The organism is Geobacillus subterraneus (assembly GCF_001618685.1).
Taxonomy (GTDB): Bacteria; Bacillota; Bacilli; order Bacillales; family Anoxybacillaceae; genus Geobacillus; species Geobacillus subterraneus.
On record NZ_CP014342.1, the window covers coordinates 547,420 to 570,661 of the forward strand.

The 23,242-nt window shown below is 53.5% G+C and carries 25 protein-coding genes, 1 riboswitch and 2 other annotated features; of the genes, 21 read left to right on the forward strand and 4 right to left on the reverse strand.

Annotated elements, in window-relative coordinates; genetic code table 11:
- Nucleotides 1–95 precede the first annotated feature (95 nt).
- From thrS to GS3922_RS02645, 7 genes are all read left to right on the forward strand, one after another.
- On the forward strand, nt 96–2,045 hold the full coding sequence (gene thrS, locus GS3922_RS02615; protein WP_063165052.1) for a threonine--tRNA ligase: 1,950 nt from the start codon (nt 96–98) through the stop codon (nt 2,043–2,045).
- Nucleotides 2,046–2,293: 248 nt separating this feature from the next.
- Nucleotides 2,294–2,425: a sequence feature (ribosomal protein L20 leader region), on the forward strand.
- Between the two features lie 53 nt (nt 2,426–2,478).
- Nucleotides 2,479–3,000 carry a translation initiation factor IF-3 gene (gene infC / locus GS3922_RS02620; protein WP_081208289.1) on the forward strand — a complete coding sequence of 174 codons (522 nt, stop codon included), beginning with the start codon at nt 2,479–2,481 and terminating at the stop codon, nt 2,998–3,000.
- Nucleotides 3,001–3,012: 12 nt separating this feature from the next.
- Nucleotides 3,013–3,213: a 50S ribosomal protein L35 gene (gene rpmI, locus GS3922_RS02625; protein ID WP_025949458.1), complete on the forward strand. Its 201-nt coding sequence runs from the start codon at nt 3,013–3,015 to the stop codon at nt 3,211–3,213.
- 25 nt (nt 3,214–3,238) lie between these two features.
- The gene (gene rplT, locus GS3922_RS02630) at nt 3,239–3,598 is read left to right on the forward strand and encodes a 50S ribosomal protein L20 (RefSeq protein ID WP_011887944.1); all 360 of its coding nucleotides are present in this window, start codon (nt 3,239–3,241) and stop codon (nt 3,596–3,598) included.
- Nucleotides 3,599–3,665: 67 nt separating this feature from the next.
- Nucleotides 3,666–3,917, forward strand: coding sequence for a DUF1294 domain-containing protein (locus GS3922_RS02635; protein WP_063165054.1), 252 nt, complete (start codon nt 3,666–3,668; stop codon nt 3,915–3,917).
- A 15-nt stretch (nt 3,918–3,932) separates the two neighbouring features.
- On the forward strand, nt 3,933–4,418 hold the full coding sequence (locus GS3922_RS02640; RefSeq protein WP_063165055.1) for a dUTP diphosphatase: 486 nt from the start codon (nt 3,933–3,935) through the stop codon (nt 4,416–4,418).
- Between the two features lie 98 nt (nt 4,419–4,516).
- Complete coding sequence (locus GS3922_RS02645) at nt 4,517–5,605, forward strand: M42 family metallopeptidase (protein ID WP_063165056.1); 1,089 nt, start codon at nt 4,517–4,519, stop codon at nt 5,603–5,605.
- Between the two features lie 28 nt (nt 5,606–5,633).
- Here the strand turns inward: GS3922_RS02645 and sspI are convergent, their stop codons facing one another.
- Nucleotides 5,634–5,843, reverse strand: coding sequence for a small acid-soluble spore protein SspI (gene sspI / locus GS3922_RS02650; protein WP_015375579.1), 210 nt, complete (start codon nt 5,841–5,843; stop codon nt 5,634–5,636).
- A gap of 127 nt (nt 5,844–5,970) precedes the next feature.
- Between sspI and GS3922_RS02655 the strand changes: the two genes are divergently transcribed.
- The 9 genes from GS3922_RS02655 to crcB all read left to right on the forward strand — a co-directional run bounded on the left by GS3922_RS02655 (nt 5,971) and on the right by crcB (nt 14,131).
- Nucleotides 5,971–6,714, forward strand: a complete 744-nt coding sequence (locus GS3922_RS02655; RefSeq protein WP_063167286.1) for an HI0074 family nucleotidyltransferase substrate-binding subunit — start codon at nt 5,971–5,973, stop codon at nt 6,712–6,714.
- A gap of 130 nt (nt 6,715–6,844) precedes the next feature.
- Nucleotides 6,845–7,369, forward strand: coding sequence for a peptide-methionine (S)-S-oxide reductase MsrA (msrA, locus tag GS3922_RS02660; protein ID WP_063165057.1), 525 nt, complete (start codon nt 6,845–6,847; stop codon nt 7,367–7,369).
- On the forward strand, nt 7,366–8,121 hold the full coding sequence (locus GS3922_RS02665) for a TrmH family RNA methyltransferase (RefSeq protein ID WP_063165058.1): 756 nt from the start codon (nt 7,366–7,368) through the stop codon (nt 8,119–8,121). The genes msrA and GS3922_RS02665 overlap by 4 nt, the downstream gene beginning before the upstream one ends.
- A gap of 40 nt (nt 8,122–8,161) precedes the next feature.
- On the forward strand, nt 8,162–8,533 hold the full coding sequence (locus tag GS3922_RS02670; RefSeq protein WP_011232182.1) for a hypothetical protein: 372 nt from the start codon (nt 8,162–8,164) through the stop codon (nt 8,531–8,533).
- Between the two features lie 54 nt (nt 8,534–8,587).
- Nucleotides 8,588–8,832: a binding site (T-box leader), on the forward strand.
- Between the two features lie 40 nt (nt 8,833–8,872).
- Nucleotides 8,873–9,907, forward strand: coding sequence for a phenylalanine--tRNA ligase subunit alpha (gene pheS, locus GS3922_RS02675; protein ID WP_063165059.1), 1,035 nt, complete (start codon nt 8,873–8,875; stop codon nt 9,905–9,907).
- Between the two features lie 21 nt (nt 9,908–9,928).
- On the forward strand, nt 9,929–12,343 hold the full coding sequence (gene pheT, locus GS3922_RS02680) for a phenylalanine--tRNA ligase subunit beta (protein WP_063165060.1): 2,415 nt from the start codon (nt 9,929–9,931) through the stop codon (nt 12,341–12,343).
- An 86-nt stretch (nt 12,344–12,429) separates the two neighbouring features.
- Nucleotides 12,430–13,215 carry a molybdate ABC transporter substrate-binding protein gene (gene modA, locus GS3922_RS02685; RefSeq protein WP_063165061.1) on the forward strand — a complete coding sequence of 262 codons (786 nt, stop codon included), beginning with the start codon at nt 12,430–12,432 and terminating at the stop codon, nt 13,213–13,215.
- Nucleotides 13,216–13,267: 52 nt separating this feature from the next.
- A riboswitch (Fluoride riboswitch) is annotated at nt 13,268–13,330 on the forward strand.
- Nucleotides 13,331–13,376: 46 nt separating this feature from the next.
- On the forward strand, nt 13,377–13,763 hold the full coding sequence (locus tag GS3922_RS02690) for a fluoride efflux transporter FluC (protein WP_044743520.1): 387 nt from the start codon (nt 13,377–13,379) through the stop codon (nt 13,761–13,763).
- Nucleotides 13,760–14,131, forward strand: coding sequence for a fluoride efflux transporter CrcB (gene crcB, locus GS3922_RS02695; RefSeq protein ID WP_063165062.1), 372 nt, complete (start codon nt 13,760–13,762; stop codon nt 14,129–14,131). Before GS3922_RS02690 ends, crcB begins: the two co-directional genes overlap by 4 nt.
- 212 nt (nt 14,132–14,343) lie before the next feature.
- Here the strand turns inward: crcB and GS3922_RS02700 are convergent, their stop codons facing one another.
- The gene (locus GS3922_RS02700) at nt 14,344–15,105 is read right to left on the reverse strand and encodes a YibE/F family protein (protein WP_044743518.1); all 762 of its coding nucleotides are present in this window, start codon (nt 15,103–15,105) and stop codon (nt 14,344–14,346) included.
- A complete protein-coding gene (locus GS3922_RS02705) occupies nt 15,102–16,238 on the reverse strand; it encodes a YibE/F family protein (protein ID WP_044743517.1) in 1,137 nt (378 codons plus the stop codon). Before GS3922_RS02705 ends, GS3922_RS02700 begins: the two co-directional genes overlap by 4 nt.
- Nucleotides 16,239–16,520: 282 nt before the next feature.
- Here GS3922_RS02705 and GS3922_RS02710 point away from each other — a divergent pair, with 282 nt between their 5' ends.
- The 3 genes from GS3922_RS02710 to GS3922_RS02720 all read left to right on the forward strand — a co-directional run bounded on the left by GS3922_RS02710 (nt 16,521) and on the right by GS3922_RS02720 (nt 21,095).
- Nucleotides 16,521–16,973 (forward strand): MarR family winged helix-turn-helix transcriptional regulator, encoded by a 453-nt coding sequence (locus tag GS3922_RS02710; protein ID WP_063165063.1) that lies wholly within the window; start codon nt 16,521–16,523, stop codon nt 16,971–16,973.
- Entirely contained in the window at nt 16,970–20,134 is a 3,165-nt protein-coding gene (locus GS3922_RS02715; RefSeq protein WP_063165064.1) for an MMPL family transporter, read from the forward strand. The genes GS3922_RS02710 and GS3922_RS02715 overlap by 4 nt, the downstream gene beginning before the upstream one ends.
- Before the next feature lie 295 nt (nt 20,135–20,429).
- Nucleotides 20,430–21,095, forward strand: a complete 666-nt coding sequence (locus GS3922_RS02720) for a type 1 glutamine amidotransferase domain-containing protein (protein ID WP_031407790.1) — start codon at nt 20,430–20,432, stop codon at nt 21,093–21,095.
- Nucleotides 21,096–21,385: 290 nt separating this feature from the next.
- On the opposite strand, the gene rnhC is transcribed toward GS3922_RS02720, so the two are convergent.
- The gene (rnhC, locus tag GS3922_RS02725; protein ID WP_063165065.1) at nt 21,386–22,321 is read right to left on the reverse strand and encodes a ribonuclease HIII; all 936 of its coding nucleotides are present in this window, start codon (nt 22,319–22,321) and stop codon (nt 21,386–21,388) included.
- A gap of 111 nt (nt 22,322–22,432) precedes the next feature.
- On the opposite strand from rnhC, the gene zapA reads away from it, so the two are divergent.
- Nucleotides 22,433–22,708 (forward strand): cell division protein ZapA, encoded by a 276-nt coding sequence (zapA, locus tag GS3922_RS02730; RefSeq protein ID WP_063165066.1) that lies wholly within the window; start codon nt 22,433–22,435, stop codon nt 22,706–22,708.
- Entirely contained in the window at nt 22,701–23,240 is a 540-nt protein-coding gene (locus tag GS3922_RS02735) for a CvpA family protein (protein ID WP_063167287.1), read from the forward strand. The genes zapA and GS3922_RS02735 overlap by 8 nt, the downstream gene beginning before the upstream one ends.
- The last annotated feature ends 2 nt before the right edge of the window (nt 23,241–23,242 follow it).

Here is a 23,242-nt window from a genome sequence, read left to right on the forward strand (position 1 = left end):
TGCCATGGGAAGAAGGGTGGAACCACGACGAAAACTCGTCCCTTTTTGAGGGAGGAGTTTTTTTATTTTGACATCAATGCAAAGGAGTGAACTTCATGCCAGACGTCATTCGCATTACGTTCCCGGACGGAGCGCAAAAGGAGTTTCCAAGCGGAACGTCAACCGAAGACATCGCCGCCTCGATCAGCCCGGGGCTGAAGAAAAAAGCGGTCGCCGGAAAATGGAACGGCCGATTCGTCGATTTGCGCACGCCGCTTCACGAAGACGGCGAGCTCGTGATTATTACCCAAGACATGCCTGAGGCGCTTGACATTTTGCGCCATAGCACCGCCCATTTAATGGCGCAGGCCATCAAGCGGCTGTATGACAACGTTAAGCTTGGCGTCGGCCCGGTCATTGAAAACGGCTTCTACTATGATATTGATATGGAGCATAAGCTGACGCCGGATGATTTGCCGAAAATTGAGGCGGAAATGCGCAACATTGTCAAAGAAAATCTCGACATCGTCCGCAAAGAAGTGAGCCGCGATGAGGCCATTCGCCTGTATGACGAAATCGGCGACGACTTGAAACTCGAGTTGATCCGCGACATTCCGGAAGGTGAGACGATTTCCATCTACGAGCAAGGCGAGTTTTTCGATCTTTGCCGCGGCGTGCACGTGCCGTCGACCGGGAAAATCAAAGAGTTTAAGCTCCTTAGCATCTCGGGCGCGTACTGGCGCGGCGACAGCAACAACAAAATGCTGCAGCGCATTTACGGCACGGCGTTTTTCAAAAAAGAAGAGTTGGATCATTATTTGCACTTGCTTGAAGAGGCGAAAGAGCGTGACCATCGCAAGCTTGGCAAAGAGCTCGAGCTGTTTACGACATCGCAAAAAGTCGGACAAGGGCTGCCGCTTTGGCTGCCGAAAGGGGCGACGATCCGCCGCCTGATCGAACGGTACATCGTCGATAAAGAAATCGCCCTTGGCTACGACCACGTATATACGCCGGTGCTCGGCAGCGTCGAGCTGTATAAGACGTCAGGCCACTGGGACCATTATAAAGAAAACATGTTCCCGCCGATGGAAATGGATAACGAACAGCTTGTGCTGCGGCCGATGAACTGTCCGCACCATATGATGATTTATAAAAGCAAGCTTCATAGCTACCGCGAGCTGCCGATCCGCATCGCCGAGCTCGGCACGATGCACCGCTACGAAATGTCCGGGGCGCTTACCGGGCTGCAGCGCGTCCGCGGCATGACGCTCAATGACGCCCATATTTTCGTGCGTCCGGACCAAATTAAAGATGAGTTTAAGCGCGTCGTCAATTTGATTTTGGAAGTATACAAAGACTTTGGGCTCGACGAATATTCGTTCCGCCTGTCGTACCGCGACCCGCACGATAAAGAAAAATATTACGATGACGACGAGATGTGGGAAAAGGCGCAACGCATGCTGCGCGAGGCGATGGACGAGCTTGGGCTCGACTACTACGAGGCCGAAGGAGAAGCGGCGTTTTACGGGCCGAAGCTCGATGTGCAAGTGCGCACGGCGCTCGGCAAAGATGAAACGCTCTCGACCGTGCAGCTTGATTTCCTCTTGCCGGAGCGGTTTGACTTAACATACATCGGCGAAGACGGAAAACCGCATCGCCCGGTCGTCATCCACCGCGGCGTTGTTTCCACGATGGAACGGTTTGTCGCCTTCTTGATCGAAGAATACAAAGGCGCGTTTCCGACGTGGCTTGCCCCGGTGCAGGTGGAAGTCATCCCGGTATCGCCGGAAGCCCATCTCGATTATGCATATGAAGTAAAACAAGCGCTGCAGGCGAACGGCTTCCGTGTCGAAGTCGACGAACGTGATGAAAAAATCGGTTATAAAATCCGCGAAGCACAAATGCAAAAAATTCCGTATATGCTCGTCGTTGGCGACAAAGAAGCGGCCGAGCGGGCGGTCAACGTCCGCCGCTACGGCGAAAAAGAAAGCCGGACGGTCGCGCTTGATGAATTTATTGCTATGCTGGAAGAAGATGTGCGGCAAAAACAGGCGAAGGAACGATGAACTAACAGCGGCCCGCAGGCGGCATGCCCGCTTGCCGGGCCGCGTTTGTTTCATGGCGGACGGCTGCGCTGTACCAGAAACAGAGGAGAGAAGGACGGCAAAACTTTTTTGTAAAAAATCATCAATTTTCTCTTGTCAACGAAATGATGTTTCGCTATAATAAAGGACGTTGTGTTTATCAAGAGTGGCTCCTTGACATGCCATCGCCAAGGTGGTATAGTGTATAAAGTGGAATGATTGCTTGTTTGTAACAAAAGCAGAAGCACCCGCTTCTCACCTGACCGGCGCCTGGGCGGCTGTTGGCAGGTTGTTACGGTTCGCCAATGGTTTGTTCGAACGTCGTGCGCGGGTGCTTTGTGCATCCGCGCTTTTTCATTAGGAGCGGGGCTCTGCCGGCAAACAAGCCAGTCGGAAAAAACCTTGGAGGTGGCTCATTATTAGCAAAGATTTTATTATCAACGAACAAATTCGTGCCCGGGAAGTGCGCTTAATCGATCAAAACGGCGATCAGCTCGGCATTAAGTCGAAGCAGGAAGCGCTCGAGATCGCGGCAAGACGCAACTTGGACCTTGTCCTTGTCGCCCCGAACGCCAAACCGCCCGTTTGCCGCATTATGGATTACGGCAAATTCCGTTTTGAACAGCAAAAGAAAGAAAAAGAAGCGCGCAAAAAACAAAAGGTGATCAACATTAAAGAGGTGCGCCTCAGCCCGACGATCGAGGAGCATGACTTCAACACGAAACTGCGCAACGCGCGCAAGTTTTTGGAAAAAGGCGATAAAGTGAAGGCGACGATCCGGTTTAAAGGGCGGGCGATCACCCATAAAGAAATCGGACAGCGCGTCCTTGACCGCTTCTCGGAAGCATGCGCCGACATTGCGGTCGTCGAAACGGCACCGAAAATGGACGGACGCAACATGTTTTTAGTGCTGGCACCGAAAAACGACAACAAGTAAGGAGGAACTACGATGCCAAAAATGAAAACTCACCGCGGCTCGGCCAAACGGTTCAAAAAAACGGCGAGCGGCAAATTAAAACGCGGCCATGCGTATACGAGCCACTTGTTTGCGAATAAAACGAAAAAACAAAAACGCCAGCTGCGCAAAGCGACGCTCGTCTCGCCTGGCGATTTCAAGCGCATCCGTCAAATGCTTGACAACTTGAAATAATGACCGATCATAGGAGGGAACGATTATGCCACGCGTAAAAGGTGGACCAGTGACGCGCAGACGTCGCAAAAAAGTATTAAAGCTTGCGAAAGGGTATTTTGGCGCGAAACACGCGTTATATAGAGTTGCGAACCAGCAAGTGATGAAATCGCTCATGTATGCGTACCGTGACCGCCGTCAACGGAAGCGCGATTTCCGCAAATTGTGGATCGCCCGCATCAACGCGGCGGCCCGCCAAAACGGCCTGTCTTACAGCCGCCTCATGCACGGCTTGAAACTGGCTGGCGTCGAAGTAAACCGGAAAATGCTCGCTGACTTGGCGGTCAATGACCAAGCGGCATTTGCCCAACTCGCTGATTTGGCAAAAGCGAACTTGAATAAGTAATTACGATGGCCATCCTGAACGGGGATGGCCATTTTTATTATAGAAAATGGAGTGAGGGAGGGACCGTATGATACAATATGCCATAGCCGTCAATCTTCTCGCTTTTTTTGCCATGGGGCTTGATAAATATAAGGCGAGACGCCATCGTTTCCGCATCGCTGAGCGGACGCTTTGGCTGCTGGCGTGGGTGGGCGGCGCTTTCGGAGCCATGGCGGGCATGTATACGTTTCGCCATAAAACGCGCCATCGTGGATTTCGATACGGCTTGCCGCTGTTGGCGACGGCAGAATTCATTGTGTATTGGCAGTGGATCGAGTAGAAAGGGGAGGAGAGAATGAACTGGACCTTGCTTTACGACATGCAGCGGATGTTGGATGAGCGGATTGAAGCGGAGCACGGTCTCGTGCAGGAAGACTTGTTCAGCCGAAAGATGCTCGCCTTTCTCGTTGAACTCGGCGAGCTGGCGAACGAGACGCGCTGTTTTAAGTTTTGGAGCGTGAAGCCGTCTTCACCGACAGAGAAAGTGCTTGAAGAGTACGTCGATGGGTTGCACTTTTTGCTTTCGCTCGGCCTTGAGTGCGGCTTGTTTTATCAAGAAAATGAAGCCCCGTTAGCCGAGCGGTCGCTAGTCGAACAGTTTCTCGCCGTGTTTCATGCCGCTGACCGGTTTGGGATGACGAAAGCGAGTGCGGATTATCACGAGCTGTTTACCGAGTATTTGTGCCTTGGCGCGGCGCTTGGTTTTTCGCCAGATGAAATCACCGCCGCGTATCGCCGGAAAAATGAAGTGAACCACCAACGGCAAAATGAACGGTATTAAGTTCTTTTTCTTTCGGATGACAAATGATTGAATTTTGCCAACCGCCAGCTTTTTCAAGTATAATAAAAAAGTGGACAAAAACGGAAAGGGGTGCCAAGATGGCGAAGTTAGACGAAACGTTGACGATGCTGAAAGCGCTGACCGATGCCAAAGGCGTGCCGGGCAATGAACGGGAAGCGCGCGAAGTCATGAAAACATACATAGCTCCTTATGCCGATGACGTGACCACCGACGGGCTCGGCAGCTTGATCGCCAAAAAAGAAGGGAAATCCGGCGGGCCGAAAGTGATGATCGCCGGTCATTTGGACGAAGTCGGCTTTATGGTCACGCAAATCGATGACAAAGGATTCATCCGCTTTCAGACGCTCGGCGGCTGGTGGAGCCAAGTGATGCTCGCCCAACGCGTGACGATTGTGACGAAAAAAGGCGACATCACCGGTGTCATCGGGTCGAAGCCGCCGCACATTCTTCCGCCGGAAGCGCGCAAAAAGCCGGTCGACATCAAAGACATGTTCATCGACATCGGCGCGACGAGCCGCGAGGAAGCCATGGAATGGGGCGTTCGCCCGGGCGATATGATCGTGCCGTATTTTGAATTCACGGTATTGAACAATGAAAAAATGCTGCTCGCCAAAGCGTGGGACAACCGAATCGGCTGTGCGGTCGCCATCGATGTGCTCAAGCAGCTGAAGGGCGTCGACCATCCGAACACGGTATACGGCGTTGGCACGGTGCAGGAAGAAGTCGGCTTGCGCGGCGCGCGCACGGCTGCCCAGTCCGTCCAGCCGGACATCGCCTTTGCCGTTGACGTCGGCGTGGCTGGCGACACGCCGGGCGTGTCGGAAAAAGAAGCGATGGGCAAACTCGGTGCCGGCCCGCACATTGTGTTGTACGATGCGACGATGGTGTCACACCGCGGGTTGCGCGAATTTGTCATCGAGGTGGCGGAAGAACTGAACATTCCGTACCATTTTGACGCCATGCCTGGCGGCGGCACGGACGCAGGGGCGATCCATTTGACAGCGAGCGGTGTCCCGTCGCTGACGATCGCCATTCCGACGCGCTACATCCACTCGCACGCCGCCATTTTGCATCGCGACGATTATGAAAACACGGTCAAGCTGCTTGTCGAAGTAATCAAACGGCTTGACGCCGACAAAGTGAAACAACTGACGTTTGACGAATAAAAACACCGGCCAATTCGGCCGGTGTTCGTCATTGTTTCACCGCCTGCTCGAGTGTCGTGAGCATCATGTCTTTTTGCTGTTCATTGGCGTGCGTCCAAATGGCTTCAAAGAGGACGCCGAGGCCGGGCAAATATTTTTCCTCGCCACGCTGGATCGCGTCCTCGATTGTATTCTCGAGCTGTTCTTTCGAGTTGTTGGCGACGTTGTGCATAATGGCTTTCCGCAAGTTCAAATCCATTTGTCTCACCTCATTGGCCGTATTGTACACCGTTATCGTTTGCCAATGGCGGCGGATTTATACATGGAGCGGCTCTCGTATATGGTATAATAGAGGAAAAACTAGACCGAAATGAGTGATGGCGACGATGGACGAGAAACCGCTCTATGGATTGGAACGAACGGTATTTCGCCAACTGCTCCATCTATTTTCCCGTTATGCTGATGTCATTGAAAAAGTCATTTTGTTCGGCTCAAGAGCACGAGGCGATTACAAGGAAGGATCGGATATCGATTTGGCGATCAAATTTCGAAAACCGGGAGGCCCGCTGTACCTTCTGCAATCGGACTTGGATGAACTTCCGATCATTTATCCGATCGATGTTGTTGATTACAATCAAATTCACAACGAACAGCTAAAAATGAATATTGACCAAGAAGGAAAGACGATTTTTCAAACGAACGAGCACGGGAAGGTGATGGTCACCATGAGCCGGCTGATGGATCGATATTACGATTTCGAACGGGCGCTCGCCAAACTCCGGCAAAGCGCCGCAAGAGACGCGCAAACGGATGACCTTGTTGTCGATGCGGCCATTCAACGGTTTGAATTCACGTACGAACTGGCGTGGAAATGGATGAAACTTTATTTGGAGTACCAAGGATACTCCGAAGTGACGAGCCCAAGAAAAACGATTCGCGAGGCGTTTCGAGAAGGGTTGATTGAAGACGGAGAGACATGGCTTCGCATGCTGGAAGACCGCAACCGGACGTCCCATACGTATGATGAAGAAACGGCGATGGACATGTATGAACGCATTCGCACCGACTATATCCCGCTGTTTGACCGCTTGCTTGCCGAAATGAAACAACGGCTTGACTCGGAGACATGAGCGGCTGGCGTGCGGAACGGAACGCGTCTAGTTTGGTGAAGGAACTTGGCTTTGGGCGTGAAAGATGACAATTGTACACCGTTTGCTATAATCAGAAAGAAGAAACTTGACGCATGAGGTGACGACCCAAATGGAAAAAGCGACATTCGCCGGCGGCTGCTTTTGGTGCATGGTGACGCCGTTTGAGGAACTCGACGGCATTTACGGCATCGTCTCCGGCTATACGGGCGGGCATGTCGAAAACCCGACGTATGAGCAAGTGAAAACGGGGACGACCGGCCATTACGAGGCGGTGCAAATCACGTTTGACCCAGACGTGTTCCCGTATGAGCGGCTTTTGGAGCTGTATTGGTGTCAAATCGACCCGACCGATGACGGCGGCCAGTTTCACGACCGCGGGCCGCAATACCGGACGGCGATTTTTTACCATAACGAAAAACAGCGCCAGCTCGCCGAGCAGTCAAAGCGGGCGCTCGAGGAAAGCGGGCGCTTCTCGAAGCCGATTGTGACGAACATTTTGCCGGCCACAACGTTTTATCCGGCGGAAGAGTATCATCAAAACTACCATAAGAAAAACCCGGAGCATTATAAGCAAGACCGCGCCGCCTCCGGGCGCGATGAGTTTATCGCCAAACATTGGGGGGCGAAGCGGTGAAGCGAATTGAATCGCCAAAAAACGCGCGCGTGAAGCAATGGAAAAAGTTGCTGACGAAAAAAGGACGTGAGGAAACCGGGTGGTTTTTGCTCGAAGGGTTTCATCTCATCGAAGAGGCGCTAAAAAGCCAAGCGCCGCTTGTTGAGCTGATTGTGGATGAGCGGGCCGCGATTCCGCCCGGCTGGGACGTCAGCGATGTGCCGGTAGTGATCGTAACGGAAGCGGTGATGAAGGCGATCAGCAGCACGGAAACACCGCAAGGGATCATGGCTGTCTGCCGGCAAGCCGCGACCGAGCTTGGCGATGTGAACACGGCGTTGCTCATTGATGCCGTGCAAGATCCCGGCAATCTCGGCACGATGATTCGCACGGCTGATGCGGCCGGCATCGATGCGGTCATTTTAGGGGAAGGATGCGCCGATTTGTACAACCCGAAAGTCGTCCGTGCGACGCAAGGATCGCTGTTTCACCTTCCGGTTGTCAAAGGCGATCTGGCGCAGTGGATCGCGCGTTTCAAGGAGCAGGGCATTCCGGTGTACGGCACCGCCTTGGAGAACGCCGTCGATTACCGCACCGTTCCACAATCGTCTTCGTTCGCCTTGCTTGTCGGCAATGAAGGAAGCGGCGTCCGACCCGACCTGCTGCGCCTAACGACAGAGAACGTGTACATCCCGATTTACGGCCGCGCCGAGTCGCTGAACGTCGCCGTTGCGGCCGGAATTTTGCTTTATTCCTTGCAGGCGGTGCGGTAAAATAGAATCGAAAATCAATAGGACAAGGGAGCGGAGACAGATGGATGGCGAACTGCGGGCGTTATTGAACGCTGTGCTCGAGCGTCTTGATGTTCAAGGGGCCTACATCGAACAAATGCGCATGGATATCGTCAAGTTGCAAGGAAGCGTGAAACAACTCGAAGACAAAGTCGATCGCCTTCAAAGTGATGTGGACGCCATGAAAAAAGACATGGACGCCATGAAAAAAGACATGGATGCCATGAAAAAAGACATGGATGCCATGAAAAAGGACATGTTGGGGGTCAAAAAAGATGTCGCCGCGCTCAAGGAAGGGCAAGTGCGGCAGGAAAAAATTATGGAGCGCCTTGCCATCCGCTCGATTGAACAGGAAGCGGAAATCGATGAGCTGCGCAAAGAAATTTCGGCCTGACCTTGCCTTCGCCCACTCATTTGCGTATAATGAATAGCGACATTTCTCATACGGACAACAACGATGACGGAGAAAAGTAGCTTGCCGCTCGCCATCCAGGGAGAAAACGCCTTAGACTGGGAGCGTTTTTATGGCCGACGCAAGTGAAGTTCACCTCCCGAGTTGACACCAGGACCATCCCCCATAGGTGGGATGTAAAGGTGATCCGGCTTTTGGCCGTTATGGCAAGGAAGCGAACAGCGCGTCTTCATTGGCGCTGTTAACAAGGGTGGTACCGCGAGCAACAACTCGTCCCTTACTGGGGGCGGGTTTTTTTATTTGAAACGAGGAGGGATTGGCGTGAAAGAACGGTTGCATGAACTCGAGCGAGAAGCGCTTGCGAAAATTGAACAAGCTGGCGATTTAAAAGCGCTCAATGATGTGCGCGTCGCCTATTTAGGCAAAAAAGGGCCGATTACCGAAGTGCTGCGCGGCATGGGAGCATTGCCGCCAGAAGAGCGCCCGAAAATCGGCGCGCTGGCTAATGAGGTAAGAGAGGCGATCCAACAGGCGCTTGAGGCAAAACAAACGAAACTCGAGGAAGAAGAAGTCGAGCGGAAGTTGGCGGCTGAGGCGATCGATGTGACGCTTCCGGGCCGTCCGGTGAAATTGGGAAACCCGCACCCGCTGACGCGCGTCATCGAGGAAATTGAGGATTTGTTCATCGGCATGGGGTATACGGTCGCTGAAGGGCCGGAAGTTGAGACTGACTATTACAACTTTGAGGCGCTCAATTTGCCGAAAGGCCACCCGGCCCGCGATATGCAAGATTCGTTTTATATTACGGAAGAAATGTTGCTTCGCACCCACACGTCGCCGATGCAGGCGCGGACGATGGAGAAGCATCGCGGGCGCGGTCCGGTAAAAATCATTTGCCCGGGCAAAGTGTATCGCCGCGACACCGATGATGCGACCCATTCGCACCAGTTTACGCAAATTGAAGGATTGGTGGTGGACCGCCACATCCGGATGAGCGACTTGAAAGGGACGCTGCGCGAATTCGCCCGCAAGCTGTTCGGCGAAGGCCGCGACATCCGTTTCCGGCCGAGCTTTTTCCCGTTTACGGAGCCGTCGGTCGAAGTCGATGTGTCCTGCTTCCGCTGCGAAGGGCACGGCTGCAGCGTCTGCAAAGGCACGGGCTGGATTGAAATTTTGGGCGCCGGTATGGTGCACCCGAACGTGCTCGAGATGGCCGGTTTTGATTCGAAAACATATACCGGGTTTGCGTTCGGCATGGGGCCGGAGCGAATCGCGATGTTGAAATACGGCATTGACGATATCCGCCATTTCTATCAAAACGATCTTCGTTTCTTGCAACAATTTTTGCGTGTCTAAAAGAAAAAGGAGGAGTTGGGAATGCTCGTTTCGTATCGTTGGCTAGGCGAATACGTCGATTTGACGGGCGTGACGGCCGAAGAGCTCGCTGACCGCATCACCAAAAGCGGCATTGAAGTCGAGCGGGTCGAAGTGCTCAACCGGGGGATGAAGGGAGTTGTCATCGGCCATGTGCTCGAATGCGAGCCGCACCCGAACGCCGACAAACTGCGGAAGTGTCTTGTTGATCTAGGTGAAGGAGAGCCGGTGCAAATCATTTGCGGCGCCCCGAACGTCGCCAAAGGGCAAAACGTCGCTGTCGCCAAAGTCGGCGCGGTGCTGCCGGGCCATTTTAAAATCAAACGGGCGAAGCTGCGCGGCGAAGAGTCAAACGGCATGATTTGTTCGCTCCAAGAGCTCGGCGTCGAAACAAAAGTCGTGCCAAAAGAATACGCCGAAGGCATTTTCGTTTTCCCGAGCGACGCGCCGGTCGGCGCCGATGCGTTGGAATGGCTCGGCTTGCACGATGAAGTGCTCGAACTCTCGTTAACGCCCAACCGCGCTGACTGCTTAAGCATGATCGGCGTCGCCTATGAAGTGGCCGCCATTCTCGGCCGCGCGGTGAAGCTGCCGGAAGCGGCGGTCAAAGAAAACAATGAAATGATCCACGACTACATTTCCGTTCGCGTCGAAGCGCCGGAAGACAATCCGCTGTACGCCGGGCGGATCGTGAAAAACGTCCAGATCGGCCCGTCGCCGCTTTGGATGCAGGCGCGCTTGATGGCGGCCGGCATTCGCCCGCACAACAATGTTGTCGATATCACCAACTACATTTTGCTTGAGTACGGCCAGCCGCTACACGCGTTTGACTACGACCGCCTCGGTTCGAAGGAGATCGTCGTCCGCCGGGCGAAGGCAGGGGAAACGATCGTGACGCTTGACGATGCCAAGCGGAAGCTGACCGAAGACCATCTCGTCATCACGAACGGCCATGAGCCGGTCGCTTTAGCCGGCGTGATGGGCGGAGCCAACTCGGAAGTGCGCGATAACACGAAAACAGTGTTCATCGAAGCGGCGTATTTTACGAGTCCGGTCATTCGTCAGGCGGTAAAAGATCACGGACTGCGCAGCGAAGCGAGCACCCGCTTTGAAAAAGGGATCGATCCGGCGCGGACGAAAGAAGCGCTCGAGCGCGCCGCGGCGCTGATGGCCGAATACGCCGGCGGTGAGATTGTCGGCGGCATCGTCGAAGCCAGCACATGGAAAGAAGAGCCGGTGGTCGTGACGGTCACGCTTGAACGGATCAACGGTGTCCTCGGCACGGCGATGTCGAAAGAGGAAGTGGCCGCGATTTTGGCGAACTTGCAATTTCCGTTCACAGAAGACAACGGAACGTTCACCGTTCATGTCCCATCGCGCCGCCGCGATATTGCGATCGAAGAAGATATCATCGAGGAAGTCGCCCGCCTGTACGGCTACGACCATTTGCCGGCGACGTTGCCGGTGGCCGAGGCAAAACCGGGCGAGCTGACGCCATACCAAGCGAAACGCCGCCGCGTCCGCCGCTATTTGGAAGGCGCCGGCTTGTTCCAGGCGATCACGTATTCATTGACGAGCCCGGACAAAGCGACGCGGTTTGCTTTGGAGACCGCCGAACCGATCCGCTTGGCGCTGCCGATGAGCGAGGAGCGGAGCGTTCTCCGGCAAAGTTTAGTGCCGCATTTGCTTGAAGCGGCGAGCTACAACCGCGCCCGCCAAGTCGAGAACGTCGCTCTGTATGAAATCGGCTCCGTCTATTTGTCGCGTGGGGAAAACGTCCAGCCGGCGGAAAACGAGCGGCTCGCCGGCGTCATCACCGGTTTATGGCATGCTCACCTTTGGCAAGGAGAGAAAAAAGCGGCCGATTTCTATGTTGCAAAAGGCGTGCTTGACGGCTTGTTCGACCTGCTTGGGCTGTCTGATCGCATCAGCTACCGCCCGGCGAAGCGCGCCGACTTGCATCCGGGGCGGACGGCGGAGATTGCGCTTGACGGAACGGTGATCGGCTTTGTCGGCCAGCTCCACCCAGCCGTGCAAAAAGAGTACGATTTGAAAGAAACGTACGTCTTTGAGCTCGCCTTGGCCGAGCTGTTGAACGCGGAAGGAGAAGCGATCCGCTACGAATCGATTCCGCGCTTCCCGTCGGTCGTGCGCGACATCGCTTTAGTCGTCGATGACAACATCGAAGCAGACGCCCTCAAGCAGGCGATCGAAGAAGCCGGGAAACCGCTGTTGAAAGACGTCGCCCTCTTTGACGTCTACCAAGGCGACCGCCTGCCGGCCGGAAAAAAATCGCTCGCCTTCTCGCTCCGCTACTATGATCCGGAACGGACGCTCACCGATGAAGAAGTCACGGCCGTCCATGAGCGGGTATTGGCGGCGGTCGAAGAGCAGTTTGGCGCGGTGTTGCGCGGGTAATGCCGCAGCGGTATGAAGCAGGGAGCACGGGCAGCTCCCTGTTTTTCTATTCTGTCACACCGAAGCGTGCAAAAAGGGGGAGAACGATGCGAACCATTCAGGCCGCGATCATTGCCTTGCTTTTGCTTGCCGGGTTGTATGGATGCGCCGCGGGGCGGCCGGATGGCAGACAACAACCGGTTGAGCTCACCGTCTCAGCGGCTGCCAGTTTGCAAGACGCGCTAGAGGAAGTGAAAACCGTCTTCGAGCGCGAGCATCCGAACATCCGCATTCACTATAACTTTGGGTCATCCGGCGCCTTGCAAAAACAAATCGCGCAAGGGGCGCCGGTCGATTTGTTTTTCTCCGCCGCCGTCCAGCCGTTTGCGGAGCTGAAACAAGAAGGGCTGATGGATTCTGCGCATGAAAAAACGGTGTTAGCCAACGAACTCGTGCTCATTGTGCCAAAACAAGAAGAAGGGGCGATTCAGTCGCTCGATGACATCACTCGCGCGAAACGGGTGGCCATTGGCATCCCTGAGTCGGTGCCGGCCGGCATATACGCGAAACAAACGCTTGAGCAGGCCGGGTTATGGGAAAAAGTCAAGCCGCGCCTCGTTCTGGCCAAAGACGTCCGCCAAGTGTTGACGTATGTCGAAACGGGCAACGTCGACGCCGGCTTTGTGTACCGGACGGACGCGCTTGTCTCCGGCAACGTGAAAATTGCGGCTGTGGTGCCTGATGAGATGCACGAACCGATCGTCTATCCGCTCGGCGTGGTCAAGACGACCAAGTATCTGCAAGAAGCGCGCCAGTTTTATGCTTATTTAACGAGCGAACAAGCGTTGAAGCAGTTTGAACGGCATGGGTTCCGCCGCGCCCGGCAGCACTAAACAGGGGGCTCTTCACAACATCAGGGTATTTATGGTAAAATAAAACTCGTTCAACAACATAGGCGATGGGGTTCGCCATAATCGCCGGCTTCCGGCTGATGACTCCTGCTGCGTTTGCATGCGGCAGGAGTCTGTTTCTTTTTGGAAGGGAGGAACGGTCATTGGTTTATCTCGCCGTTGGCATCGCCGGCATGATCGGCGCGCTTGTCCGTTATGGGCTCGGTTTGCTTGTTCCCGCCGCCCATGGCTTTCCGTTTGCGACGCTTTTCATCAACTGGACAGGCTCGTTTTTGCTCAGCTGGCTCACGGTCACATTCACCCGCCGCCCCACGTGGCCGCCATGGGTGCAAACGGCGGTGACGAGCGGTTTTGTCGGCTCGTATACGACGTTTTCCACCCTTAGCGTCGAGTGTGTCGAATTGCTGGAACAAGGACGATGGGGCATGGCCGCTGGTTATATCGCCGCCAGTTTGTTCGGCGGTCTAACCGCGGCATGGGCGGGCTCCGCTGCCGCCCAGCCAAAGCGAAAGGGGGAAATGGTCCGATGATGGCATCGCTATTGGTGATGATCGGCGGTTTTTTTGGCGCCATCTGCCGTTACGCCGTCAGCCGCTGGGCAGCCCGGCGCTCGCCGCGCTTCCCGCTCGGCACGCTCATTGTGAACTTACTTGGCTCGTTTTTGCTCGGCTGGCTGGCTGGAAGCGGCGCCGCCGATGCTGAAAAATTGCTTGTCGGCACCGGTTTTATGGGCGCGTTCACGACGTTTTCCACGTTCAAATGGGAAAGCGTGCAAATGATGCAGCGAAAACAACAAGGAAAAACGAGGACTTATTTGGTGGTCGTCTGCTCTTATTTGGTCGTTACCTACTCGTTTGGCGTGTTGTTAGCATGGCTTGGCTACCATCTTGGGCGTTGAAAGTTTCCCAAAAAGCGGATCGGTGTGTACAGCGAGGCATGGAGCGGAACATGATGGTAAACTTTGTTCGCCGAACAGAATGGATAAAGCAGCGATGACAGCAAGGCGTTCCAAAATGCCTATCCATCCGGATGTTCGCTTTTCCCAACCGATCCGCTAAACGGGGTGTCGACGGACGACTATGGTGTCAACGAAAACAACATTGATAACATTTATTTCCTCCCTTTTTTTACTAAAAAATAAGCGGTCACCCACGAAGTGATTGGAATAGTTGATGCTACACCAATCCCGGCAAAAAAGATCGCGATCATTTCTGCGCTAAATATTTTTGAATTTACGATTTGATCGATAGAGTAGGATAAATCTTTAAACCAGATAAGCAATGCCAAATAGCTGCCGAAGAAGGCGAAAAACAACGTATTTGTACTCGTTCCTAATAGATCCCTCCCCATACGTAAACCGAAGGCAAACAAATCTTTCCTGCTAATGGATGGATGGTGATGGAATATTTCGCGCATTGGAGACGAAATGGCAATCGCCGTATCTGTAATCGCACCTATTGTACTCATAATAATGACAGATGCCCCGATTTTCACAAAGTCGATTCCAATGTAAAGGGAAAAGGCGGAAATCCCCTCGGCTTCCTCTTCGCCAAATCCTTGAATCATAGCATTTTCAGTCACAATGACAATAAAGAAGAGCAGGATCACCACAGTGGCTATGCTAGAAATGAAGGCAGTGATTGTTTTTGTGCTCACTCCATTGATGTAAAAAAGGCTAATGCAGCTGATCAACGTGGATGCAATCAATGTTAAGATGATCGGATCAGCTTTTGGAATCAGCATAATCAGGATAGTGAGTATGAGCACGCCAAAGTTGAAGAATATGGCCAAGAAAGATCGTGCCCCTTTTTTCCCGCCAACAAGGACCATCAGAATGAATAAAATGGTTCCTAACCAGAACAATGTATTCATGCTCTTGCCCTCTTTCTCTTAATGAAAAAAATAGTCGTATATAACCCTATTGGGATTGTCATTACGATTCCAATCCCCCCAGCTAAAGCTCTAGCCAATTCCAGCGAAAGGTTCATCGACAGGGTGAACATTAAGGGGGAGGCATTTTTTAAATACAAAATAAGCATAGGGATGGAGCCGCTTATATAGGCAAAAAACAAAATATTTGTCATCGTTCCCATAATATCCTTCCCGATCTCCATTCCCGAAGCTTTCAGTGCTTTGATCGATATGTTGTTATTCTTTTCATACAATCCAAAGATGGAAGAGGACATTGTAATTGCCACATCCATTACAGCTCCTAAAGATCCGATAAATACTCCGGCCATAAACACGACTTTATAAGGACGAGTTACAAATTGCATTTCCTCATATCGAAGGCCTTGTTCTGACGTGAATTGCATGACAAGATAAGTGATCAACAGCGACATAAACGTTCCCAGTAAGGTGGCAACAATAGCGGCATATGTTTTTTCATTAAACCCGTTAACGAGCAACAAAGAAATGGTAGTAAACAAAATGATACTAATGCCGCATATGATTAAGAGACTGATGCCGGATGTATGGAGATAAACATCCAATGCATAGGATAACAAAATGGAGTTGACGGCTAAACTTATAATCGACAACAATCCTTGCTTTTTCCCGATGAGAAGCAAAGTCAAGATGAAAACCCATGCCGCCATCAATACGTATTTGTCACGCTTTACACCTTGGATCGTTCCAGTTAAATGTGAGTTTTCGTTTCTATTTGCATCAATCGAAACAAACAATTCATCTCCAACACGATATTGTTGATCATAAGCTTTCGATGAGGAATACTGGTTAGTTAAGTGAATAAGCCGCCCTTTTTGGTCGCCATTTTTCAATTGAGCAATGATGCGTTGGGTGAATAGACGATCTTCATTTTCATGCATATCAGTTACTTTCGTTGTATCTGTCAGTTCTATTTTGATCACTTTGGCAATGGGACGATCATAGAAGGGATGATTGTAGTGAACAAAAAGAACGGAGGCGGCCAAACAAATTCCGATGAGCGCGTACAACAAAATTTGTTTTTGAGACATTTTTTTTAATTTGTCCTTCCATACCATTCGCAAAAACCCCCAAATGTAGGAATGAATTCACCCGGCTTCTAGAAATATTTTCTCTTATAGTCATAATACATTTTTTCACTCACTTAGCGCAAAAAGGGGGATTACAGAGGTCAGGCTGCAGGGGGACACGATGATGTGAAAAAACGATTGATTTTTCCTTTCATCCTTGTTACGTTAATAGTGGTAATGGTTCAATAGTTGAACTAAATAGGCAGATCGAGTGAGCTAATTGATCAGGCTGGCAAATGGTTCAACGAGTGAATGATTGGAGGTGAGCAGATGGTAGAAAGAAACATCGACGATTGGATCGACCGCTATTTGTCCGTTTCGTTTCTCGTGATGAAGCGCGGAGCGGCGCTCGTCAAAGTCGGGCTTGATGAGGAGATGACGCATGACCAATATTATTTGCTGCGCTACATTCGCCGGCGGGGGGCGTGCACGTCGACGGAACTGGCGGCGATGTTTGGTGTGAACAAAAGCGCGGTGACGGCGATGACGAACCGCCTCGTCGACAAAGGCTGGCTGCGCCGTGACCGTGATGAAAGCGACCGACGTGTTGTGGCCTTATCGTTGACGCCACAAGGAGAGGAATGGGTGGCGGAGATGGACCGGAGCGTCTATCGGCTGGTGGAAGACGTGATCGCTCGCTTTCCGGAGAAAGAAATCGAGACGTTCATCCGGACGTATGAAAAACTGGCCCGCGTGCTGCAGGAGGTGGAGGAAGCGAGATGAGGGCGATCATCAAAGGAAAATGGTTCGTGTTCATCGGTTGGATCATCATCGCGGCGGTGCTCATGATGACCGCTCCGAACATGGGTGCGCTCGTCCGGGAAAAAGGACAGCTGAGCGTGCCGGACGGCTATTCGTCGTCGATGGCGGCACAATTGATGAAAGAGGCAAACGAGCAAAAAAACAAAGAAAATGAACGCTCCGCCGTGCTCGTCTTTTATCAGAAAGACGGATTGACGGCGGAAGACAAACAAGAAATTGAACGGGCGGTGAACGCGCTCGAAAAGAAGAAAAGCGATCTCCATATCACGAACATCGTTTCACCGTTTGCCAATCCGGAACTAGAAAAAGAGCTTTTGTCAAAAGACAATACAACGATGCTCGTTTCCATCAGCATCGACCCGGCCGGGCGGACGGCGAAGCAGTTGACCGACGCGTTGTATGAAGCGGTGGACGGCGTCAAGGTCGAGCATTATTTCACCGGCGGGTGGATGATCGATGAAGATGTGGTGACAAGCTCGCTTGAAGGCGTGAAGAAGACGGAAGGGATTACGATCGTCTTCATTTTGCTTGTTCTGCTCGCTGTATTCCGTTCACCGGTAGCCCCGCTGATTCCATTAGTGGCGGTCGGGGCGACGTATGCCGTTTCACAGTCGATCGTTGCTTTTTTGGTTGACAACGTGAACTTTCCGCTATCAACGTTTACGCAAATCTTTTTAGTCGCCGTTTTGTTTGGCATTGGGACCGACTATTGCATTTTGCTGCTGAGCCGGTTTAAAGAAGAGTTGGCGAAACTTGGCGATCGGACAGAAGCGATTGTTGTCACGTACCGGACGGCGGGAAAAACGGTGTTGGCGAGCGGATTGGCGGTGATGATCGGGTTTGCGGCGATCGGACTGTCGACATTTCAGTTGTACCAATCGGCAGCAGCCGTCGCCGTCGGGGTGGCGGTGCTGCTTGTGGCGCTTGTGACGCTCGTGCCGTTTTTCATGGCAGTGCTTGGCGAGAAGCTGTTTTGGCCGGTTCGCGGAAAGCTTGAGCACGGACAAAGCCGGCTTTGGCTGGCGGCTGGACGGTTTGCATTCGCCCGTCCGCTGCTGGCGCTCGCCATCGTCGCAGCGGTAACGGTGCCGGTGCTCGTGACGTACGATGGCAAACTGTCGTTTGATTCAATGGAAGAAATCGGCGACCATTATCGCTCGGTTAAAGCGTTTGACATTATTGCCGACCACTTCAATCCGGGGGATGCGATGCCGACGCAAATCGTGGTAAAAGGCAAGCAGCCGCTCGATTCTGAAGAAGGGTTGGCGCTCATCGAAAAAATCAGCCGCGAGGTTGAGAACGTCGACGGCGTGGCAAGCGTCCGCTCGGCAACGCGCCCGACCGGCGAGCCGATCAAAGAGCTGTTTGTCACCGAGCAGGCGAAACAACTGAAAGACGGCCTTGGCGCCGGCAAAGACGGCATCGAAAAAATCGGTGCTGGGCTTGAAACGGCAAGCGATCAGCTCTCCGCTTCCGCGCCGCAGCTGAAGCAAGCGTCATCCGGCATCGGCCAGCTCGTCTCGGGAACGGAGCAGTTAAAAAACGGCATCGTCAAGCTGCAAAACGGCCTTCGTCAAATCGAACGAGGCGTACGCCAAGGAGCGATGGGCGCCGGCGAGCTGAAAAACGGTTTGGCGACCTTGCGCGACAATGCGAAAAAACTGCAAGACGGTGCCACGCAGCTACTTAGCGGCTACAAACAGGCCGAACAAGGCTTGGCGGCGATCAGCAGCCAATACAAGCAAGTCGAAACAGGCTTAAAGGCGGTCGCTGATCAGCTCACGGCTGTGCAAATGATGCTTGCACAAGTCGAGCAGTCGCATCCGGAGCTCGGTCAAGACGCGCAATATCAACGGGCGAAAATGACGGTCGCTGCTTTATCTGATCAAGCGAAGCAAATGGCGGCTGGCCTCGCGCAGTTGAACGGGGCGCTTGACCAAACGCGCACCGGCCTAGCGAAAGCGAATGAGTCGTTTGCCCAACTCACCGCCGGTCAGGCAGCCGTCAACGGCGGTTTAGACAAGGTGATCGCCGGGCTCGATGAACTGGCGGTTGGCTTGACGAAAGCAGCCGACGGTCAACAACAAGCCGTTGATCAACTGCCGCAATTTGCAGCTGGCCTCGAGCAAGTCAATGGCGGCCAGCGGCAGCTGCTTGAGCATTTCTCGGCGCTTGGCGGTCAGCTCGGCCAGCTTGTCAACGGCCTAGACCAAAGCGCGTCCGGTTTGCGGCAAGTGGCCAGCGGCCTTGGGACGGCGGAGGTGTATTTGGCCGATTTGTCATCGGCACCGGCGAAGGAAATGGCCGGCTGGCATATGCCGAAAGCGGCGCGTGAAAGCAAAGAGTTTGCGCAGGCGAAAGACGCGTATATGTCGAAAGACCGGCGCATTGTCACGTTCGATGTCATTTTAGATGAAAATCCGTATTCCATATCGGCGCTCGGCCGCATTGATGACATTCGCGCCGCCGCAGAACGGGCGGTGAAAGGAACGAAATGGGAAGGCGCGACGATCGCTGTCGGCGGCGTCACAAGCGTGTATGCCGATTTGCGGGCGATTTCGAACGCCGACTATCGGCATACCGCGGTGCTTATGCTTATTGGCATCGCCATCGTGTTGGCGGTGCTGCTCCGTTCGCTCATCATGCCGCTGTATTTGATGCTGTCGCTTGTATTAACCTATTACACATCCATGGCTGTCACCGAGCTGATTTTCGTCAACGGCCTCGGCTATGCCGGTTTGAACTGGGCAGTATCGTTTTTCGCCTTCGTTTTGCTTATGGCGCTCGGCATCGATTACAGCATCTTCCTGATGGACCGGTTCAACGAATATCGCGGCCGGCCGGTGAAAGAGGCGATGCTGTCAGCGATGGGACATATGGGAACGGTCATCATCTCGGCCGCCGTCATTTTGGGCGGGACGTTTGCCGCGATGTATCCGTCCGGCGTTCTGTCGCTCTTGCAAATCGCGACGATTATATTGACAGGGCTTTTGCTTTACGCTCTAGTCGTTCTCCCGCTGTTTGTCCCCGTCATGGTCCGCACGTTCGGCCGCGCCAACTGGTGGCCATTCCGGCAGCCGGTGAGCGAAGCGGATGGGCTGGAACAGCAGAAAATTAGTTAAAATGACCGGTTGCTGCCGCTCCCAAATGATTCGGGAAGCGGCTTTCTTTTTTCGCGGGGCGGTGAACAGCAGCGGTTTTTCCTCACCGTGAGCGAACGAGCGAAACGGCAAGGTTTTTCGATTGGCACAGGATGCGGTGAAGCGGCATGTTCCCTGCAATCGCTGCGCTCTTAGGCATGGTTTGCGCCATCATAGTGACATTTCCGTTTCATAAGCATATTTTTTTCGTTTTCGCTCAATGTAAAGTATGATGAGAAGCAGAGAACATTCCAGACTGGAAAGGAGGAAGGCGGGCATGACGAAACGAGTGCTTATGGTGGTGACGAACCATACGACGATCACCGACGACCACAAAACCGGGCTTTGGCTTGAAGAGTTTGCCGTGCCGTATTTGGTGTTTAAAGAAAAAGGGTATGACGTGAAAGTGGCGAGCATCAAAGGCGGCGACGTGCCGTTGGATCCGCGCAGCATCAATGAGAAAGACCCGTCTTGGGCCGAGGCGGAAGCGGCGCTGAAAAACACGGCACGTTTAAGCAAAGATGACGCGAACGGATTTGACGCCATTTTTCTCCCCGGGGGACACGGGACGATGTTCGATTTCCCGGACAACGAAACGCTGCAATACGTGTTGCAGCAATTCGCCGAAGACGGCCGGATCATCGCCGCTGTCTGCCATGGGCCGTCAGGGTTGGTGAACGCGACATACAAAGACGGGACGCCGATCGTGAAAGGGAAAACGGTCACCTCGTTTACCGATGAGGAAGAACGCGAGGTCGAACTTGATGTGCATATGCCGTTTTTGCTTGAGTCGACCTTGCGCCTGCGCGGGGCGAATTTCGTCCGCGGCGAGAAATGGACCGATTTCTCGGTGCGCGACGGCAACTTGATCACCGGGCAAAACCCGCAATCGAGCCGGAGCACGGCGGAAAAAGTCGTCGCGGCGCTCGAAGAACGGGCATGAGAGGGCGACTGACAGACACTTGAACGAGCAAGGACGGCCGTCCATGGAAAGCCGCTGCCTCTCTTTTATGTGCCGTCTCCGGTCGTTGGTCATCGGTAACCTAGGGGAAAAGGCTGTCCGAAACAACCGGTTCGCCGGATTGGATCGGACAGCCTTTTTCGCTGGTTGCGTGCTGAAAATACTTGCAAAAACGAAGACACGCGGGAAAGAGGGAAAACCGCGTCGTTCAGCCGCGGCGGGCCGGCCGTCGCAGCGACGCTAACGTTTCCCATGGACGCGGATCGAAACGATTACCGGCGCTTGGCGATGGCAAGCGCCTTTTTCGTATTGGCAAAATGAAGCTTGGCGCACGTCTCAAGCATCTCTTCCCCACGCAGGCGGATGATCCGGGCCGCGGCTTCATCGACGACAGCACCGGCGCCTTTCGGGAGCGGGAAGCCGGTGGTGCGCGATAATCGCTCCATCTCTTCTAAAAACACATAGCGGGCGATGATCGAAGCGGCGGCGACGGCTACGTGGACACTTTCCGCCTTTGGGAGGCAATGCACCCGCTCGTGGACGATGCAGTCTTCCTCAGCAAGGTAGCGGAAATACGAGTCGCGTTCTAAAAATTGGTCGATGATGATCGCTTCCGGTTCGATCGGCGCGATAGCGTCAACGAGTTTGGCGAGCGTCCGGTTGTGAAGGAGCGCCTTCATTTTCGTCTGCGGCATGCCGCTTCGCTGCCAGCGGTTATATTCGGCGTTAGTTAGCACGGTGACGGCATAAGGTGCCGTTTTCATGATGGCTGGCGCGATCCGTTTGATCGCTTCATCGTTCAATTGTTTTGAATCTCTCACGCCAAGCGCCGCGATGTTGGCGATATGCGACCGATCAACGTAGGCAGCGGCGACGACGATCGGGCCGAAATAGTCTCCGGTGCCGACTTCATCCGAACCGATGGCGGAAAGCTTCGCGAGCCTATGTTCCAATGGGGGCGAGGTGCTCTCTCTCCTCTGTCGTTTGGCTGGGTCAGCTCCCTGCTCCCCCATCCATTTCGCCGCTTCTTGCTCCGCCGCTTTCCCTTGAAACAGCACTTTCCCCGAGCGGTAGGCGGTAATCGTGACATCCGGGCGCTTGACGGCGAACAACGCTCCGGGCGGAAGCCGGTCGGACAAGGCGTTTTCGTAGTGGGCGCGCAAGGCGGCAAGCAGCTGTTGGTCGGCTTGAATCACATAGTTTGACAACGTTCGCTCTCTCCTTTATCCTCTTTTGGGTCCCTTTGTGTCGCATCTTTCCATTATACCAGCGTTCGTGATATGATAAACAGTAGGATTTGGCGAAATGGGGGAGAAAGCTTGACAAAACAGCCAAAAACGCGGGTGAGCGTCCGCATCTACGGTCAAGACTATACGATCGTCGGCACGGAAAGCCCGGCCCATATCCGGCTTGTGGCGGCGTTCGTTGACGATAAAATGCACGAGTTCAGCGAAAGAAACCCGATGCTTGATGTACCGAGGCTGGCCGTGTTGACGGCCGTCAATATCGCCAACGAATATTTAAAGCTGAAGCAAGAGTACGATCGGCTTGCGGCTAAGCTGAAAGAGGAAAAGGATGGGGAAGACGATGATTGATGTCGTGCTTTTATTTGTCCTGCTGTTAGGCGCGATGATCGGACTGAAGCGCGGTTTTATTCTCCAATTTATCCATATGGCCGGGTTTCTCATCGCCTTTTTTGTCGCTTATAGGTACTATGAGCGGTTTGTGCCGACGCTGCGCCTCTGGATTCCGTATCCGACGTTCGGCGATCCGGAGACAGTAAAGCTGTTGTTTCAGAGCACGCATTTAGATGATGCGTATTACCGCGCGATTTCGTTCGCCCTTTTGTTTTTTGTGGTGAAAATCGTGCTCCAGATCATCGGTTCGATGCTCGATTTTGTTGCCCAGCTGCCGCTGCTGCGCAGCGTCAACCGCTTGGCGGGGGCCGCGCTCGGATTTGCGGAAGTGTATTTGCTCGTCTTTTTGCTTTTGTATATCGGTGCGCTCGTGCCGATTGACAGCGTTCAAGAGCAGCTGCAGCGTTCGCTCATGGCAACCGTGATTGTGAAACATACGCCGGTGTTGTCAGAGATGCTTGACAACTGGTGGATTCATGGCCGCGTCTAACG